The organism is Plantibacter sp. CFBP 13570, assembly GCF_014841395.1.
Classification (GTDB): Bacteria; Actinomycetota; Actinomycetes; order Actinomycetales; family Microbacteriaceae; genus Plantibacter; species Plantibacter auratus.
Genome location: NZ_JACYTW010000031.1, coordinates 1 through 15,301 on the forward strand (window position 1 = coordinate 1; position 15,301 = coordinate 15,301).

Genomic DNA, 15,301 nt, shown 5'->3' on the forward strand with positions numbered 1-15,301 from the left:
ACCGTGCCTGGGCGACGGCCACGGCGCTCCGCCTCGGCATCCCCGAGCGGGCGATGGTCGCCTACGCCGGTGCGGCGCTCGCCGTTGCGGAGACGCAGCCGGGCTGCGGGATCGCCTGGAACACGCTGGCCGCGCTCGGCAGCGTCGAGTCCGGCCACGGCACGATCTTCGGCGGTGCCCTCGACGACGCCGGGCGGGCCGTTCCACCCATCGTCGGCCCGGCGCTCACCGGCACCGAGTTCGATGCCGTCACCGACACGGACCGCGGCGCCTTCGACGGTGACGCCAGATGGGATCGTGCGGTCGGGCCGATGCAGTTCATCCCGTCGACCTGGCAGCGGTGGGGCGCGGACGGGAACGGCGACGGCGTCGCGGACCCGCAGCAGATCGACGACGCGGCGCTCGCCGCAGCGCACTACCTGTGCCACGGTGGCCGTGACCTCCGCATCGAGGCCGATTGGATCGCGGCGATCGGCTCGTACAACGGGGCCGCGTCGTACCTGCAGAAGGTCGTCCACGCCGCGGACACCTTCGCCGCGAACTGATCCCGATCCGGTGTACGAAGCACCCCTCGCGGGATGCTAGTCTCTACTGGTGCCATTTCCGCGTGAGCGGTCTGGTTCGCGCTCCGATAGCTCAGTGGTAGAGCACTTCCTTGGTAAGGAAGAGGTCGCGGGTTCAAGTCCCGCTCGGGGCTCGTTCTCTCCGTCACTGCTCTCGCCGGCATACGGAGAGACGTGGCAGGGTAGCTCAGTTGGTGAGAGCGCACGACTCATAATCGTGAGGTCGAGAGTTCGAATCTCTCTCCTGCTACCAGATCAGCTGTTCAAGAGAGAAGCACCGGAGATTTCTTCGGTGCTTTTCTGTTGGGCCGTGGCGTCCGCTTCTTCGCGCACGACCGCGAGGAGCGGTCCGGTCATCCCAGAGCGTCGTCGAGTTGCCCGAGCCACTGCTGGAACTCGCCCGGACCTGAGAAGTGGACTCCGGCCACCGAAGCGACCTCCTCCGCAGCATCGGGGCCGTCGACGACGAGTGCATACCCGCCGCTATCCAGCGCCACCCTGAACGGAGGCAGGTCCCCACGGTCGTCACCGGCGTATGCGACGACACCCAAGCCATCAGCCCGGATGATTCTGTGCAGCGCCGTCCCTTTGTCCTCATCCAATGGCATCTGCAGCTCTTCGACGCACTTGCCGGGTTCCCGCCTGAGCCCGAATTCGTCGATGACGCGCTCGACGAGCGGCGCCACCAATTGCTCGGCCGCCGCGCGGTCGAGTGCACGGCGCCAGTGGACCGCGACGGCGAGGGACTTCTCTTCGACGTCGACACCGTCGATGCTGTCGAGTTCTCGGTGGAGTTCGCGTGTCGCGGCTTGGACAGCAGCCGTCCACTCCTGGGCTTCGGGCACGACGTCGATGCCGCCGTCGGTGACACGTTCGAGACCGTACGAGCCGTAGAGGTCGACACCGGGGATCATGGCGCGGTCGGCGAGGAAACTCACCGGGCGCCCCGAGAGGAGCGCGACCGTGGAGAGCTTCCCAGCCAGGTTTTCGAGCGTCTGCGCCGTGCCAGGCAGCAGGTCGCTGAGGGCCGGCTCGTCCGTGATCGGGGAGAGGACACCGTCGAAATCCATCACGAGTCCTGCATCCGAACCAGCGGTTATGGCTTGAATCACTTCGTCATCGGAGCTCATCAACCAAGCCTAGCTTCGCCCCGCGGCCGCCGACGGTCGAGCAGTCGCCTGCTCGTCGAATTCGTGCCGGGGTCGGCGGATCCGTTCGACGCGTACTTCGGTCTTCGAGAGGACCTCGAGTCCTTGTTCGGCCGCCCGGTCGACCTCGTGATGGCTTCCGCTGTTCGGAACCCGTATTTCGCTGCCTCGGCCTACGCCGACGCAGTAGATCTGTATGCGGCCTGAATCGGCAGCTCTCCTGTGGGATGCGCGAACAGCGTGGCGTCAGCCCTTCGAAGTCTCGCCGGGGTCGGGTCCCCGTCCCGCACGGAGCAGGACGCCGACGAGCATCGCGGTGCCGATCAGGAGACTCACGCCGGTCAGCACGATACCGATACCGACGACCGAGGTCCCCGGTCCGTCATAGCCCTCGAGCACCGCCGTGCCGGGGTCGTCCGCGCGGTAGATCACCGTGACGACGTCGCCGACGGCGGGTTTGCCGTCGAGGGGCCAGTCCGACCAGACCCACTGTGGCGAACCGTCGGGTGCCAGATAGTCGGTCCTGAACCGGTGGTGAGATGCCTTCCGGCCGTCGTCGACCTCGGTGACCGTCCCACTCGTCCGCTCCCCGTTCTGCAACAGGTCGCTGTCGGCTGCCATCATGAAGGAGCCGACGACCACGGCCACCGGACCGGCCAACAGCATCAGGACGATCGCCACCGTCTGGAACACCCTGCTGTGCAGGAAGCCGCGTGTGTCGCCCGTCGCGCGCTTGCGTGCCATCACCAGTGCGCCACCGTCCCGATTCGAAGCTCCTGCATCAGTGGTTCCCGGTGAGGGAAAGACTCAGCATGATGATGGCGGGCACGATCAGGCCGATCGCGACGCCACCGGCCGCCGCCCAGAGTCCGATGCGGACGTGGGGGCTCATGCGGGGACGCAGACCGAGTTCCTCGCCGATCTCCTTGATCCGCGCGCGTTCGTTCTCGGGGCTGAACGCGATCTCGAACCCGCCGGGGGAGGTTCCGAGCATGATGACCCTGCCGTACCGGACACGGCCGGATTGCCAGGAGAACGACCAGGAGAGGCGCGGCACGAAGCCGGAGACACCAGCCGACCAGCTCATCCGCTTGACCGTGTCGGTGATGCTGAACCGCCGGCGTCGCTCATCGACCCGCACGGTGTAGGTGATGCTGTCGGACACCTCGTTCAGCTGGAGGACGTTCCACCACCGGGCGTCCGCGAGATCGTATCCGACCTGGAACCCGTCGGAAAGCCTGGTGACGGTGAATGGGGTGTTCTGCAGCTCGGCTTCGACGGCCCACTGATAGTCCTCGAGCACACTCATCGGGTGTCGTCGGTTCCGGGCATGCAGCAAGTATGTCAACGGCGCGGGCCTGCGACGTGAATGACGGATGGGGAGAGGTCCCCATCCCGATGCAACCGCACCACCGCCATCCTCTGCCACACTCAGGCCATGGAAAGCGCACCGATCATGGCCTGGACACTGCAGAACGAGATTCCGATCCCCGCCGATGTGACACAGCTGCTCGTGCAGGGTGAGCAGGCCGTTGCAGCGTTCAAGACGTTCCGCGACTCCGCGGTGTTCACGACCAAGCGCCTGATCGTGCGCGATGCGCAGGGCATCTCCGGCAAGAAGGTCGAGATCTACTCCCTGCCGTACAGCTCGATCAACATGTGGTCATCGGAGAACGCCGGAACGCTCGACTGGAACTCAGAGATCGAGCTCTGGACCCGGGCCGGGCACATCAAGGTCAAACTCGCGAAGGGCGTGGACGTCCGTCGTCTGGACAGCCTCATCGCCTGGGCGGTCCTCCAGGCGCACTAGCTGATCGCATCGGCGGGGGACTGGGCTGCCTCATCGCTCCCAGATGCGACGGTAGCCGGGCATGAAGGCGATCATCGCCGCGAGCAGGGTGCCGAGGTTGAGCAGTGGCAGAGCTGGACCGATGGTCCAGGGCGAGTCGGCGTAGACCCCCATCAGCATGACCATCCAGGCGCCGATGTTGCCGAGGATGAGCACGATGATGAAGGTCACCGCGGTCGCTCCCGCTCGCGACGAGACCCGCTTGCCCGCGAGGGTCGGCGCGGTGCAGATCGTGCCGACGATCACGACGATGAGTATCAGGAACGCACTCGCGAACAGGATCGAGGCGGCCTCCGGGTCGCCGTCGTCGTCGCGATCGGCGAATCCCGCAAGGAAGAAGAACAGGTTGAAGGACTCAGGGTCCTCATCCGTCTTCGTCTGGCTCGCGTAGGGGACGAACAGCGAGAGGATGAGGGCGATCTCGAGCAGCAGCATCGGGACCGAGATCAGGATCGACTCGATGCCCGCCACGCGCTCCTCGAGCCGGGTGCGCGCCGCCTGGGCGGCGACCGACTCGGTCGCTGGTCTCTGAGTCGCTGGTCCCTGCTTCGCTGGTTCACTCATCGTTGATCCCCCGGATCGGGAGTCGGGCTCAGGCGTGCCCGACTCGGCTGCCGTGGAGGCGAGCGACCGGTTGCGCCCTCGACCTCCGACGTGGTCATGGTAGCCGCGATGGGCCGACCCTGCCGGAGCCGTGCCGGGTGGGGTCAGGCGGCGTCCAGCTCGGCCGGAAGCTCCTCGCGCAGCGCGGGGCAGTGCTCCGGTGTCGGGTGGAGGGTGATGTCGATGACCGCTTCCAAGCGGGCGCGTGCTGCTTCGAGGTCGGCCAGTTGCGCGGTGATGCGGTCGCGTTCGGTCCGGAGCAGCTCCAGAGACTCCGGCGTCGCGACTCCCGCATCGACACAGGGGAGCAGTTGGACGATCGTGCGGCTCGGCAGCCCGGCGGCGAAGAGCTGCTGCACGAGCTCGACGCGTTCCACCGCCGCTCGTTCATAGGTCCGTTGGCCAGTCGTCGTGCGGGTGGCGGTGAGCAGCCCCTGCTCCTCGTAGTACCGGAGCGAGCGGACGCTCACCCCGGTCCGAGCCGCGAGATCTCCGATGCGCATCGAGCTTCCGTTCCTGGCTTGCACCTGACATTGATGTGAGGTCTTAGCCTAACCAGGCTGCTGCGGGATCGCCCCGCACGCGGAAGGGAATCATGGACATCGCAGGATCCGTCGCACTCGTCACCGGCTCGAACCGGGGCATCGGCCGCCGGTTCGTCGTGCAACTGCTCGAGCGCGGCGCGTCGAAGGTGTACGCCACCGCGCGGCGCCCGGAACTCGTCGACATCCCGGGCGTGGAGGTGCTGCAGCTCGACATCACCGATCAGGCGTCCGTCGCTGCGGCGGCCGAGATCGCGACCGACGTCACGTTGCTCGTCAACAACGCCGGGATCGCGACGCAGGGCTCGATGCTGACCGGCGACCTCGCGGACGCTCGGCGGGAGATGGACACGCACTACTGGGGCAACCTCGCCATGGTGCGTGCGTTCGCGCCGGTGATCGAAGCGAACGGTGGAGGGACGATCGTCAACGTGCTCTCCGCCCTGAGCTGGTTCGCCCACCCCGGCTCCGGCGGATACGCCGCGGCCAAGGCTGCGGAGTGGAACATGACGAACGCGGTGCGTCTGGAACTCGCCCCGAAGGGTGTCACGGTGCAGGGGCTCCACCTCGGGGCCGCCGACACCGACATCATGGCCGGCTACGACGGCCCCATGGTCGACCCCGCGGACGTCGCACGGGCGAGCCTCGACGGCGTCGCGGCCGGCGCTTCCGAGGTCGTCGTCGACGACTGGAGCGCGATGGTCAAGGCGTCGCTCGCCCACGACCCTGACGCGTTCTACGCGCAGTTCGCCTGAGCATGGAGCCTGGGCGCTGTGCAGGAGACGTGCACGGTGCAGAATGGAGGAAGCCCCCGAGCAGTTACGGTCTGCTCGGGGGCTTCCTCATGCCGGCGTGGGTTACCGCGCGGCCGCGACGAGGTCGGCGATGCGCTGGCCTCGTGCGTTCGCCTCGGCGACGAGCGTCGTGACCTGGTCCTGGGTCAGGCCGGTGACCTGGCCGTACGCCTTCGTGTTGGCGGCGATGGAGAACCCCTGCCCGCCGCTGGTGGACGTGTACATCGTGCCGAACGTCTCGGTGACGAGCGCGATGGTGCCGCCTGGCACGCTGATGATCTTGGGCATGTCTGACTCCTTGAGTGGGTGTCCAGGGTCGTCGCCGTTCAGACGAGCGTTGATGAACGGATACGGATCGGTGGTGACGCCGATGTCGGCGTTGTTCCACGTTCCGTCCGCGGTGAAGGTGATGGTGAGGTGCAGATGGGCTCCGCTGGAAGCGGATCCGGTGTTCCCGACGACACCGACGGGTTCACCACGGACGATCGCCGCGCCGACCTGGTGCGGTGAGGCGGCCGCCAGGTGCGAGTAGCCCGAGTACATGCCGTCGGGGTGGGCGATGACCAGGACGTTGCCCAGGGCCGCGTTCCACCGGTTGGCGGAGACGACGCCGGCAGCGACCGCCGGGATCGCGGCTCCGGCGCCGGGCTGGTAGTCCAGCCCGCGGTGCGGTTGGGTCCGCCCGCCGGCCATCGATCCCCAGCCGTCGGCGAGGTCGATCTGAGCGAACGGGTGCTGATACTTGAGAACCATGAGGCTCCTTTCGTGGTGCCGATGGGGATGCCCCCGAGCAGTTACGGTCTGCTCGGGGGCATCGGGTGGGGCTCCTCGGCTCAGAAGCCGATCTTGGTGCCCGGGTAGACGGCCCAGAACGCGTTCCACTGAGCAGTGGTGAGCTGGGACGCGTACTTGTCGCGCAGCGCCGTGTTGTTCGGGTTGGTGGGCGAGATGCCGTAGACCTGCACGTGAGCGGTGATCGCCCCGTCCACGTCCATGTTGCCCGCGAGCTTCACGGCCTTGCCGTCCGGGTACACGAGGGCGATCGCGAGGGTGCCCGCGTTCTCCTTCTGGTAGTCGCGGACGATCGATGCGTTCTTCGTAGCTGCCATTTCGTCGAATTCTTCCTGAGTCGGGGCGGTCGGTCCGCCGGTGTTGCCTGGGTCGTCGCCGTTGAGGCGATCGTTGATGAACTGGATCGGATCGGTGTGATCGATCCAGTGGGAGCCTCCGCCCGTCGCGCCGGACTGGTTGAGCCCGATGGTGAGGTGGAGGTGGGCGCCGAAGGAGTACTCGCCGGTGTTACCGATTCCTCCGAGGATCTGCCCTCGCGTGACGGCGGTGCCGATGGCGAGCGGGGACTGCTGGTACATGTGGCAGTACCCCGAGAACGCGCCGTCAGGGTGCGCCAGGACGACAAGCCATCCGAGCCCTCCGCTCCGGTAGTTCTCGACGACGGTTCCGGCAGCGACCGCGGGAATCGGCGTGCCCTCCGGGAAGCCGTTGAAGTCGGCACCCCGATGGTTTGAGCCGCCGGCTCGTGGGGCGTTGTACCCGTCGCTGCTGTCGTAGTGGCTGAGATCGAATGGGTATTGATACTTCAGGACCATGAGCCCTCCTTTCTGTTCGTGGAGGAGATGTCCTCCGGCATTCGAGCGTCGATGGGCGCCCTCGAGACGTTACGGTCGGCTCGAAGGCGCCGTTCACTGAGCAGGTTCAGGTGAGGTTGGTGATGTTGCGGTACGTTCCCACGATGCTCGGCGCCTGCAGGTCGGGGATCTCGATGATGCCCTGTGCGCGCAGCAGATCCACCGCCGGCATGCTCTTGACGTTCCAGTAGGCGCGAGCGCCGTGGTCGATGACGATCCAGTGCACACCTGCGCTCTCGTTGGCGCCGTTGATGGGGATCCTTGCGAGACGAATCATGTCGTCCTCCTTCGGTTTGGGTGGTGCGGTGATGGGGTCGTCGCCATTGAGGCGAGCGTTGATGAATGCGTACGGGTCGACGGTGACGTTGATGTCGCCGTTGTTCCAGGTCCCGTCCGCGGTGTGGGTGATGGTGAGGTGCAGATGCGCAGCGCGTGACGCCGTGCCGGTGTTCCCGACGTAGCCGACGTGCTGGCCCCGCGTGATCCCCGTCCCAAGCGCGTGCGGCGATCGGTCACGCATGTGTGAGTATCCCGAGTACATGCCATCTGGATGGGCGATCACGAGGACGTTTCCGAGCGCGGAGTTCCAGCCGTTGTGCGACACCGTCCCGGTTGCCACTGCGGGAATCGACGCGCCTGCCCCAGGTTGGTAGTCGACGCCTCGATGAGCCTGTGTGCGCCCATCCGCCCAGGAGCCCCAGCCGTCTGTCGCCTGATCCGTCTGTGCGAACGGTTGCTGGTACTTCAAAACCATGAGCCCTCCTTTCTGTTGATGGAGGAAGTGTCCTCCGACATTCGAACGTGTGTTCGAGAGAGACTCTACGACGATCTCGTCGTCTTGTCCAGTTCATTTTGCCGATTCATCATGAATTTCTTTCTTCAGTGGCAGATTCAGTGCCTGAATCGAATCGTCCGTGGCGGGGTGTGGATCCTGCTCTCAGTCTCGTCAGGAACCCGTTCACGCCGGGGATCGCCATGATCCGCGCCAGCGCTGCGGCGATTGCCGCCGTCGTGGCCACGGCCGCCGCCGCCCAGGCGTAGACGTCGTCCGGAAGGAGCTCCCGGATCGCCTCCAGGAGTTGTGGCGCGATGATGCTCGCGGTCGTGATGCAGGCCACCGAGCTCAGGATCACGGCCGCGGTCGTCTGGATCACGGTGCGGATGATCCGCTGTGCAGGAAACGGGACGGGCGGTGGTGTCGGTGGTGTGGGCGGTGGTTCCGGTGAGGTCCGGTGTTCGGTCATGGTGCCTCCTCAGGCGTCGTGGGTGGTGGTGTACGACCCGGATGGTTTCCAGAAGTTGTCTCATCTGGCATCATTCAGGTCGGAGGTGACACTATAGAGCGCACAAGGCAGGTTTTCTGCCGTTCCCGACAGGGTTTCTGGCTACGATCGGAACGTGAACGCAGCAGAGGCGATGGTCAATCAGGCGTTGGCGGACGAACTCGTGGCCGCCTACAAGCGGCGACGCATGAATCAGCGCGCCCTGGCTGAGGCGACCGGGATGAGTCCGACGACACTGCAACGTGTCCTCGCCGGTCGCAGCGAGATCAGCGGCCCGACCTTCGTCACGCTCTGCGCGGCGACCGGCGCCGATCCGGTGCGCCTCCTGGCCGACGCACTGCAAGCCGTCGGGGGGATGAGTCGGATCGAGGCCGAACTGCAAGCGAGCGACGATGAGCGTGTGGCTCCCGTGTCGGACACCACTGCTACGAATGACGAGCTGGATCGCAGACGCCGGCAGAGGGAAGCTGCGTCGTGGACGACGGAGCAGTTGGAGGGGGAACGTGGGGCGGCAATCACCGATGGAGAACTGGAGCAACCCGAGCCGGAAGCCCCGTGAGCGTGGACGCGCCTACGACCCGTATGCGCACGCGGAGGAGCTCGGTCTCGCCGTGATCTTCCGGCCCCTGCGGGTGTCCCATGAGCGCTGGCTGCCGTCCGCGCACACGATCGTCATCCAGGAGTCGCTCCGGTCCGTCCATCGGCGGAACGCCCTCGCCCACGGCATCGCGCACTGCGTGCTCGGCCACGAGGACGACCGACCGAAGCACGAGGTGCAGGCCGACCGCTTCGCCGCGTCGAACCTCATCGACCTCGACGAGTTCCGGGCCATCGCGCGCTGGGCACCGGACCTCGAGCATCTCGTCGCGGAACTCGGCGTCACGAAGCGTCTGGCCCGGGCGTTCGTCGCGCAGCATGCGGATCTGTCCCGGCACGCCGACCTCGCGTAGCGGCGCGCGCATACTGGGACCATGACCGACGAAGCCGCACCGGACCCGACGCCTGCGGCAGCCGTAGACGACGACCTCCTGGAGTCGACGATGCTCGACCTGCTGGGGAAGCGGGCCGCGACCTCGTCCATCTGTCCGTCCGACGTCGCTCGAGCGGTCGGTGGCGACGACTGGCGAGCGCTGATGGACGACACCCGCCGGGTCGCCTGGCGCTTGGTCGAAGAAGGACGGGTGCGGATCACGCAGGGCGACGAGGCGGTCGACCGCGAGACGGTCCGCGGCCCCATCCGGATCCGATGGGCCAAGGACGCCGACGTCGAGTCGTGCGCCCCCTGTCGTCCTGAGACCGGAGGCGCTCGGTCCGACGCCGGTTAGGCTGGAGACATGACCATCGCCCTCGTCCGTCACGGACAGACCGCCTGGAACTTCGAACGACGGCTGCAGGGCACGACGGACATTCCCCTGAACGACACCGGGCGGGAGCAGGCGGCCACGGTCGCCCCTCGGCTCACCGGCACCTGGGACGTCGTCGTCAGCTCCCCGCTGGGGCGCGCACGCGAGACCGCGCAGATCATCGCGGACGCGCTGGGTCTCGAGCTCGGCCCCACCTACCCCGACGTCGTCGAGCGCCACTACGGCGACGCCGAGGGCGCGACGGCGCAGATGGTCCTCGAGAACTGGCCAGACCACCAGTACCCGAACCTCGAGACCGAGGAGTCGGTCATCGAACGCGGACTCCGCGGCATCGACGCCATCGCACGCGACTTCCCCGGGCAGAACGTCCTCGTCGTGAGCCACGGCACGCTCATCCGACTCACGCTCAGCCACCTCTCCGGTACGACGGTCCCGCCGCTGGAGAACTGCTCCGTGTCGGTCATCGAGGCGACGGACTCCGGTTGGTCGCTCCTGGACGCCGGTACCGCTCGCACGACGCCCTCGCTCGAGACGGCGCTGTCCGGCTCCAGCGCGCAGTGAGCGGGAGCGACCCGACCGGCCGTCCGGTCCGCTCCCCGTCGGGCATCGCCTGGCTCATCGGCATCGGACTGACCGCCGGATTCCTCTCCGGGCTGTTCGGGGTCGGCGGCGGCATCCTCATCGTCCCCGCCGTCGTCTTCCTGCTCGGCTTCGGCCAGCGGCTCGCCGCCGGAACGTCGCTCGCGGCGATCGTCCCGACCTCGCTCGTCGGCGTCGTGTCCTACGCGGTGAACGGCACCGTCGACTGGGTGGCGGCGATCCTCCTGGCGGTCGGCGCGATCGGCGGCGCACAACTCGGCAGCTACCTCCTCTCCAAGCTCCCCAAGAAGGCGCTCCAGTGGGGCTTCATCGGCTTCCTGCTCGTCGTGGTGGTCTCGCTGTTCCTCATCGTCCCGTCCCGCACAGCCGAGATCGATCTGCACGTCGGCTCGATCATCGGCCTCATCGTGCTCGGCTTCCTGACCGGCGTCCTGTCGGGGCTGCTCGGCATCGGCGGCGGGGTCGTCGTCGTGCCGATGCTCATTCTCTTGTTCGGCGCGAGCGACCTCATCGCGAAGGGCACCTCGCTGCTCATGATGGTGCCGACCGCGATCTCCGGCACCATCGGCAACGTCAGGCGAGGCAACGTCGACCTGACGGCCGCAGCGATCATCGGTGTCGCCGCCTGCACGACCACGGCCCTCGGCGCCATCGTCGCGTCGGTCGTCCCGCCGTTCGTCGGCAACCTGCTCTTCGCGGCGTTCCTCGTGGTCATCGCCATCCGCATGGTGTTCCAGGCGCTCAAGCGCTCCTGACCGACCCTCGCCGGTCCATCCGTGCCCGGTCGTCGAGCCGAGGCAGCGGGTAGGCTGGAGGGCGTGTCAGTGAACCCAGAGCTCGCCGGTCGGGTCTTCCCGCCCGTCGCCCCGTACCTGGTCGGACGCGAGAAGATCCGCGAGTTCTCGCGGGCCGTCTTCGCGACGAACCCGATCAACCTCGACCCGGAGGCGGCCCGCGCCGCAGGATACGCCGACGTCGTGGCGCCGCCCACCTTCGCCGTCGTCGTCCAGGAGCACACGCTCCAGCAACTGCTCGCCGCACCCGACGCGGGTATCGACTTCACCCGGGTGGTCCACGGCGACCAGCGCTTCGTGCACCACCGTCCGATCGTCGCCGGCGACGAGCTCACCGCGCAGCTGACCGTCACCGCGGTGAAGTCCCTGGGCGGCCACTCGATGGTGACGTGCGACTCGGTCATGACCGACGCCACCGGCGAGCCGGTGGTCACCGCGACCTCGACGCTCGTGGTGCGAGGAGACGAAGGATGAGCGACGTGCAGCAGACCCCGACCATGCCGGCTGTCGGAGACGTCGTCGCGGAGCGGACCGTCCACCTGACGCGCGACGCCCTCGTGCGGTACGCCGGCGCCTCCGGAGACTTCAACCCCATCCACTACCGCGACGACGTCGCCGCATCCGTCGGGCTGCCGGGCGTGCTCGCCCACGGCATGCTGACGATGGGGATCGCGGCCCAGCCGGTGGTCGACTGGATCGGCGACCCCGGTCGGGTGCTCGAATACCAGGTGCGGTTCACCCGACCGGTCGTCGTCGACCCCGAGACCGGTGCCGACCTCCAGATCGTCGCCAAGGTCGGCAAGGTCGACGAGGAAGCCAACACCGCGCGCGTCGACCTCACCGTCACCTACGCCGAGCAGACGGTGCTCGGCAAGGCGCAGCTGGTCATCAGCTTCGCCTGACCCGGAGGATCATGAACGACGCCATCCGTCTGAGCGAGCTCACCACCCTCGGGGTGGGCGGGCCCGCCGCCGCCTTCGTGGAGTGCACGAGCGAGGCTGAGCTGATCGATGCCGTGCTCGACGTCTGGAACACCGACCAGCCGTGGCTGCTGCTTGGCGGCGGGTCGAACCTGCTGATCGGCGACGAGCCCCTCGACGCGACCGTCATCCGGGCGGCGAACCGCGGCATCGAACGCCTCGACGCGCCGTCCGGCCGTGTCCGCCTGCGGGTGCAGGCCGGTGAGGACTGGGACGCGCTCGTCGCCTTCACCGTGGAGCACGGCTTCGCGGGCATCGAGGCGCTCTCCGGCATTCCGGGATCCTGTGGGGCTGCCCCCGTCCAGAACATCGGCGCCTACGGGCAGGAGATCGTGTCGTCGCTCGTCGCCGTCGACCTGCTCGACGAGGAGTCGCAGACCGTCGAGCGCGTTCCGGCCGCGGAGCTCGGGCTCGGCTACCGGACGTCGGTCTTGAAACGCCACGGTGGCGGAGAGCCTGAGCGCTCCGGCGTGGTCGTGGCGATCATCATCGACCTCGACGACGTCGGCGTCGACGGCCTGGCCGCACCGGTCGCCTATCAGCAGCTCGCCTTCGCGCTCGGCGTGGAGGTCGGCGAGCAGGTCCGCCTGGCCCAGGTGCGTACGACCGTGCTCGCGCTCCGGGCGTCGAAGGGCATGGTGCTCGATCCCGACGACCACGACACCGCCAGCGCCGGTTCGTTCTTCACGAACCCGATCGTGTCGGAGCACGTCGCCCGATCGCTGCCGGGAGACGCCCCGTGGTGGCCGGTGGACCCGGCGGCCGACGACGACACCGAGTACGTCTTCCCGCTCGGCGAGGTCGTCAACCCGCCCCGACCGGCTCCTGTGGAGCGCCTCGCGAAGCTCTCGGCGGCCTGGCTGATCGAGCGGGCCGGCGTCCGTCGCGGGTTCGCGCTCCCCGGATCGCACGCTGCGGTCTCCACGAAGCACACGCTCGCCCTGACGAACCGGGGCGGGGCGACCGCCACCGAGATCGCCGAGCTCGCGAGATTCGTGCAGGCGCGCGTCCACGCCGAGTTCGGCGTCCTCCTGCAGCCCGAACCCGTGGTGGTCGGCGTCACGATCTGACGCTGATGCGAGGTCCGCTCGCCCGGAGACGAGCGAGCGGACCTCGGGTCAGGACGCGAACAGGCGCTGGAGACGCTGGACGCCCTCGAGGAGCTGGTCGTCGCCGAGCGCGTAGCTGAAGCGCAGGTAGCCCGACGGCCCGAACGCCTCGCCGGGCACGGCCGCGACCTCGGCCTGGTCGAGCATGAGGTCGGCGAGTTCGAGCGACGTCGTGGGCGTCACGCCGCCGAACGTGCGGCCGAGCAGCGCCGTGACGTCGGGGTAGACGTAGAAGGCGCCCTGCGGGGTCGGCGTCTCGAAGCCGTCGATCTTGTTGAGCTCGCCGACGATGAGCTTGCGACGGCGGTCGAACGCCTCACGCATCGCCTCAGCGGCGTCCTGCGGACCGGTGAGGGCCGCGATCGCCGCGCGCTGCGCGATGTTGTTCACGTTGCCGGAGAGGTGCGACTGGAGGTTGCCGAGCGCCTTGATCGCGTCCGCCGGGCCGACGGTCCACCCGACGCGCCAGCCCGTCATCGCGTACGTCTTGGCGACGCCGTTGACGAGGAGCGTCTGCTCGGCGAGCTCGGGCACCGCTTCGACGATCGACGTCGCGCGGACGCCGTCGTAGGTGAGGTTCTGGTAGATCTCGTCGGTGATGACCCAGATGCCGTGCTCGAGCGCCCACTCGCCGATCGCCTTCGTCTGCTCCGGCGAGTAGACGGACCCGGTCGGGTTCGAAGGGGAGACGAACAGGAGGACCTTGGTGCGCGGGGTGCGCGCCGCCTCGAGCTGCTCGACGGTGACCTGGTAGTTCTGCGAGGCGTCGGCGAAGACGTCGACCGCGACACCGTCGGCGAGCGCGATGGCCTCGGGGTAGGTGGTCCAGAACGGAGTCGGCACGATGACCTCGTCGCCCGGGTTCAAGAGGACCTGGAACGCCTCGTACACCGACTGCTTGCCGCCGTTGGTGACGATGACGCGGCTCGGGTCGACCTCGAGACCGGAGTCGCGGCGCGTCTTCTCCGCGATGGCGGCGCGGAGGTCGGGCAGGCCGGCCGCGGGGGTGTACCGGTGCGCCTTCGGGTCGCGGGCGGCGACGAGCGCCGCTTCGACGATGTGCTCGGGCGTCGGGAAGTCGGGCTCGCCCGCCGCGTAGGAGATCACGGGCCGGCCTTGCGCCTGCAGCGCCTTCGCCTTCGCGTCCACCTTCAGCGTGGCGGACTCGGCGATCGCTGAGATCTTCGTGGACAGGCGGGGCGTGGGAGTCGATTCAGGCACGAGTCCGAGCGTACCGAACCCGGTGTCGCGAGGACAGTGCGTGACGCCGTCGCTCGGCGGTTACACGGATCGGGTGCGGTCGATGGCGGCGCCGGCCCAGGCGACGCCGATGCCGATGAGTCCCGAGACGATCAGGAGGAGTTCCTCACGGACGACACCCGACCAACCGGTGTAGCTCAGCCGTTCGGCCAGTGTTGGAAGGACCGCGAACGCGAGGAGCAGGATCAGCGTCGGCCAGGATCGTCCGCGGACGATCAGCCATGCGGCCGCGCCTGCGAGTCCACCGAGGGTCACGGCGAACGACGCGAACAGCAGGAACGGCGGCGTCGAGATGCTCGCCGTCGCGGATCCCACGACGTGGAACGCGAGACAGGCCACGACGACCGCGGCCGCGATCAGCCGACGACCAACCGATACCGGGGCGAGTGACACACCTCCGAGGAGGACGGCGCCGGCGACGACGAACTCGAGGACGAAGTTCCCGATCACCTCCGTATCGCTGGCCGGCTGCAGCCACATGACGTTCAGGGGTGCGCGCATGACGAGGTACGCTCCGAGGATGATCGCGACGAGCGAGGCGCCGTAGCGGCTCGAGGCGTTCCATCGATGCGCCTGCTGGAGTGCCGACGACGGCCCACCCGGCGACATGTTCCCGACGGTCGATGCTTCCTGCACGTTCTGGGTCATACGCCCGACTCTACGGGGGCCCGTGCGGACCGGACAAGGGCGCTGGAACCGCCGTGCGTCGGTCCACAACTCCTGCGCCAGCACCGACGGCCTCGACCGCCGCGCGTGGACGGCGCGC

The 15,301-nt window shown here is 68.0% G+C and carries 22 protein-coding genes and 2 tRNA genes; 13 read left to right on the forward strand and 11 right to left on the reverse strand.

What is annotated here, in order from left to right:
• From IFT89_RS11660 to IFT89_RS11670, 3 genes are all read left to right on the forward strand, one after another.
• A partial coding sequence (locus tag IFT89_RS11660; protein ID WP_202939044.1) for a lytic transglycosylase domain-containing protein occupies positions 1-545 on the forward strand: 545 nt, incomplete at its 5' end.
• 80 nt (positions 546-625) lie between these two features.
• Positions 626-697: transfer RNA gene (locus tag IFT89_RS11665), tRNA-Thr, on the forward strand.
• A gap of 42 nt (positions 698-739) precedes the next feature.
• A tRNA-Met gene (locus tag IFT89_RS11670) sits at positions 740-816 on the forward strand.
• Positions 817-916: 100 nt separating this feature from the next.
• Here IFT89_RS11670 and otsB read toward each other — a convergent pair.
• The 3 genes from otsB to IFT89_RS11685 form a co-directional block, all read right to left on the reverse strand.
• The gene (gene otsB / locus IFT89_RS11675) at positions 917-1,693 is read right to left on the reverse strand and encodes a trehalose-phosphatase (protein WP_202939045.1); all 777 of its coding nucleotides are present in this window, start codon (positions 1,691-1,693) and stop codon (positions 917-919) included.
• Between the two features lie 264 nt (positions 1,694-1,957).
• Positions 1,958-2,455 (reverse strand): DUF3592 domain-containing protein, encoded by a 498-nt coding sequence (locus tag IFT89_RS11680; protein ID WP_202939046.1) that lies wholly within the window; start codon positions 2,453-2,455, stop codon positions 1,958-1,960.
• 37 nt (positions 2,456-2,492) lie between these two features.
• Entirely contained in the window at positions 2,493-3,020 is a 528-nt protein-coding gene (locus IFT89_RS11685; RefSeq protein ID WP_202939047.1) for a hypothetical protein, read from the reverse strand.
• A 129-nt stretch (positions 3,021-3,149) separates the two neighbouring features.
• Here IFT89_RS11685 and IFT89_RS11690 point away from each other — a divergent pair, with 129 nt between their 5' ends.
• Positions 3,150-3,521, forward strand: a complete 372-nt coding sequence (locus IFT89_RS11690) for a PH domain-containing protein (RefSeq protein WP_056014031.1) — start codon at positions 3,150-3,152, stop codon at positions 3,519-3,521.
• Between the two features lie 30 nt (positions 3,522-3,551).
• Here IFT89_RS11690 and IFT89_RS11695 read toward each other — a convergent pair whose 3' ends face one another.
• Positions 3,552-4,124 (reverse strand): hypothetical protein, encoded by a 573-nt coding sequence (locus IFT89_RS11695; protein WP_202939048.1) that lies wholly within the window; start codon positions 4,122-4,124, stop codon positions 3,552-3,554.
• A gap of 143 nt (positions 4,125-4,267) precedes the next feature.
• Entirely contained in the window at positions 4,268-4,666 is a 399-nt protein-coding gene (locus tag IFT89_RS11700; RefSeq protein ID WP_202939049.1) for a MerR family transcriptional regulator, read from the reverse strand.
• Positions 4,667-4,758: 92 nt separating this feature from the next.
• Between IFT89_RS11700 and IFT89_RS11705 the strand changes: the two genes are divergently transcribed.
• The gene (locus IFT89_RS11705; protein ID WP_194645123.1) at positions 4,759-5,460 is read left to right on the forward strand and encodes an SDR family oxidoreductase; all 702 of its coding nucleotides are present in this window, start codon (positions 4,759-4,761) and stop codon (positions 5,458-5,460) included.
• A 102-nt stretch (positions 5,461-5,562) separates the two neighbouring features.
• On the opposite strand, the gene IFT89_RS11710 is transcribed toward IFT89_RS11705, so the two are convergent.
• The 4 genes from IFT89_RS11710 to IFT89_RS11725 form a co-directional block, all read right to left on the reverse strand.
• Positions 5,563-6,252, reverse strand: a complete 690-nt coding sequence (locus IFT89_RS11710) for a M23 family metallopeptidase (protein ID WP_202939050.1) — start codon at positions 6,250-6,252, stop codon at positions 5,563-5,565.
• 80 nt (positions 6,253-6,332) lie between these two features.
• Positions 6,333-7,106 (reverse strand): M23 family metallopeptidase, encoded by a 774-nt coding sequence (locus IFT89_RS11715; protein ID WP_202939051.1) that lies wholly within the window; start codon positions 7,104-7,106, stop codon positions 6,333-6,335.
• Positions 7,107-7,212: 106 nt separating this feature from the next.
• Positions 7,213-7,899, reverse strand: a complete 687-nt coding sequence (locus tag IFT89_RS11720; protein ID WP_191941781.1) for a M23 family metallopeptidase — start codon at positions 7,897-7,899, stop codon at positions 7,213-7,215.
• Between the two features lie 109 nt (positions 7,900-8,008).
• Positions 8,009-8,389, reverse strand: a complete 381-nt coding sequence (locus IFT89_RS11725) for a hypothetical protein (protein ID WP_202939052.1) — start codon at positions 8,387-8,389, stop codon at positions 8,009-8,011.
• 154 nt (positions 8,390-8,543) lie between these two features.
• Here IFT89_RS11725 and IFT89_RS11730 point away from each other — a divergent pair, with 154 nt between their 5' ends.
• The 8 genes from IFT89_RS11730 (at position 8,544) to IFT89_RS11765 (ending at position 13,236) form a co-directional block, all read left to right on the forward strand.
• Positions 8,544-8,987, forward strand: coding sequence for a helix-turn-helix domain-containing protein (locus tag IFT89_RS11730; protein WP_085512825.1), 444 nt, complete (start codon positions 8,544-8,546; stop codon positions 8,985-8,987).
• Entirely contained in the window at positions 8,932-9,378 is a 447-nt protein-coding gene (locus tag IFT89_RS11735) for an ImmA/IrrE family metallo-endopeptidase (RefSeq protein ID WP_159879943.1), read from the forward strand. The genes IFT89_RS11730 and IFT89_RS11735 overlap by 56 nt, the downstream gene beginning before the upstream one ends.
• A 21-nt stretch (positions 9,379-9,399) precedes the next feature.
• A complete protein-coding gene (locus IFT89_RS11740) occupies positions 9,400-9,753 on the forward strand; it encodes a DUF3253 domain-containing protein (RefSeq protein ID WP_191941778.1) in 354 nt (117 codons plus the stop codon).
• Positions 9,754-9,762: 9 nt separating this feature from the next.
• On the forward strand, positions 9,763-10,353 hold the full coding sequence (locus IFT89_RS11745; protein ID WP_202939053.1) for a histidine phosphatase family protein: 591 nt from the start codon (positions 9,763-9,765) through the stop codon (positions 10,351-10,353).
• Positions 10,350-11,147, forward strand: coding sequence for a sulfite exporter TauE/SafE family protein (locus IFT89_RS11750; RefSeq protein WP_191941777.1), 798 nt, complete (start codon positions 10,350-10,352; stop codon positions 11,145-11,147). The genes IFT89_RS11745 and IFT89_RS11750 overlap by 4 nt, the downstream gene beginning before the upstream one ends.
• A gap of 63 nt (positions 11,148-11,210) precedes the next feature.
• Positions 11,211-11,660, forward strand: a complete 450-nt coding sequence (locus tag IFT89_RS11755; RefSeq protein WP_191941776.1) for a MaoC family dehydratase N-terminal domain-containing protein — start codon at positions 11,211-11,213, stop codon at positions 11,658-11,660.
• Positions 11,657-12,088, forward strand: a complete 432-nt coding sequence (locus IFT89_RS11760; RefSeq protein WP_229940084.1) for a MaoC family dehydratase — start codon at positions 11,657-11,659, stop codon at positions 12,086-12,088. The genes IFT89_RS11755 and IFT89_RS11760 overlap by 4 nt, the downstream gene beginning before the upstream one ends.
• An 11-nt stretch (positions 12,089-12,099) precedes the next feature.
• Positions 12,100-13,236, forward strand: a complete 1,137-nt coding sequence (locus tag IFT89_RS11765) for a UDP-N-acetylmuramate dehydrogenase (protein WP_202939054.1) — start codon at positions 12,100-12,102, stop codon at positions 13,234-13,236.
• 48 nt (positions 13,237-13,284) lie between these two features.
• On the opposite strand, the gene IFT89_RS11770 is transcribed toward IFT89_RS11765, so the two are convergent.
• Together IFT89_RS11770 and IFT89_RS11775 are read right to left on the reverse strand one after the other, a co-directional pair.
• Complete coding sequence (locus tag IFT89_RS11770) at positions 13,285-14,496, reverse strand: pyridoxal phosphate-dependent aminotransferase (protein ID WP_202939055.1); 1,212 nt, start codon at positions 14,494-14,496, stop codon at positions 13,285-13,287.
• Positions 14,497-14,556: 60 nt separating this feature from the next.
• The gene (locus IFT89_RS11775; RefSeq protein WP_194645129.1) at positions 14,557-15,183 is read right to left on the reverse strand and encodes a hypothetical protein; all 627 of its coding nucleotides are present in this window, start codon (positions 15,181-15,183) and stop codon (positions 14,557-14,559) included.
• Positions 15,184-15,301 lie beyond the last annotated feature (118 nt).

Bases quoted from the DNA above. Each gene is read 5' to 3' on its own strand.
- IFT89_RS11775 (WP_194645129.1), bottom strand. From the start codon at position 15,183: ATGACCCAGAACGTGCAGGAAGCATCGACCGTCGGGAACATGTCGCCG.
- otsB (WP_202939045.1), bottom strand. From the start codon at position 1,693: ATGAGCTCCGATGACGAAGTGATTCAAGCCATAACCGCTGGTTCGGAT.
- IFT89_RS11740 (WP_191941778.1), top strand. From the start codon at position 9,400: ATGACCGACGAAGCCGCACCGGACCCGACGCCTGCGGCAGCCGTAGAC.
- IFT89_RS11725 (WP_202939052.1), bottom strand. From the start codon at position 8,389: ATGACCGAACACCGGACCTCACCGGAACCACCGCCCACACCACCGACA.
- IFT89_RS11695 (WP_202939048.1), bottom strand. From the start codon at position 4,124: ATGAGTGAACCAGCGAAGCAGGGACCAGCGACTCAGAGACCAGCGACC.
- IFT89_RS11715 (WP_202939051.1), bottom strand. From the start codon at position 7,106: ATGGTCCTGAAGTATCAATACCCATTCGATCTCAGCCACTACGACAGC.
- IFT89_RS11690 (WP_056014031.1), top strand. From the start codon at position 3,150: ATGGAAAGCGCACCGATCATGGCCTGGACACTGCAGAACGAGATTCCG.
- IFT89_RS11710 (WP_202939050.1), bottom strand. From the start codon at position 6,252: ATGGTTCTCAAGTATCAGCACCCGTTCGCTCAGATCGACCTCGCCGAC.
- IFT89_RS11765 (WP_202939054.1), top strand. From the start codon at position 12,100: ATGAACGACGCCATCCGTCTGAGCGAGCTCACCACCCTCGGGGTGGGC.
- IFT89_RS11685 (WP_202939047.1), bottom strand. From the start codon at position 3,020: ATGAGTGTGCTCGAGGACTATCAGTGGGCCGTCGAAGCCGAGCTGCAG.
- IFT89_RS11705 (WP_194645123.1), top strand. From the start codon at position 4,759: ATGGACATCGCAGGATCCGTCGCACTCGTCACCGGCTCGAACCGGGGC.
- IFT89_RS11720 (WP_191941781.1), bottom strand. From the start codon at position 7,899: ATGGTTTTGAAGTACCAGCAACCGTTCGCACAGACGGATCAGGCGACA.
- IFT89_RS11745 (WP_202939053.1), top strand. From the start codon at position 9,763: ATGACCATCGCCCTCGTCCGTCACGGACAGACCGCCTGGAACTTCGAA.
- IFT89_RS11680 (WP_202939046.1), bottom strand. From the start codon at position 2,455: ATGGCACGCAAGCGCGCGACGGGCGACACACGCGGCTTCCTGCACAGC.
- IFT89_RS11760 (WP_229940084.1), top strand. From the start codon at position 11,657: ATGAGCGACGTGCAGCAGACCCCGACCATGCCGGCTGTCGGAGACGTC.
- IFT89_RS11700 (WP_202939049.1), bottom strand. From the start codon at position 4,666: ATGCGCATCGGAGATCTCGCGGCTCGGACCGGGGTGAGCGTCCGCTCG.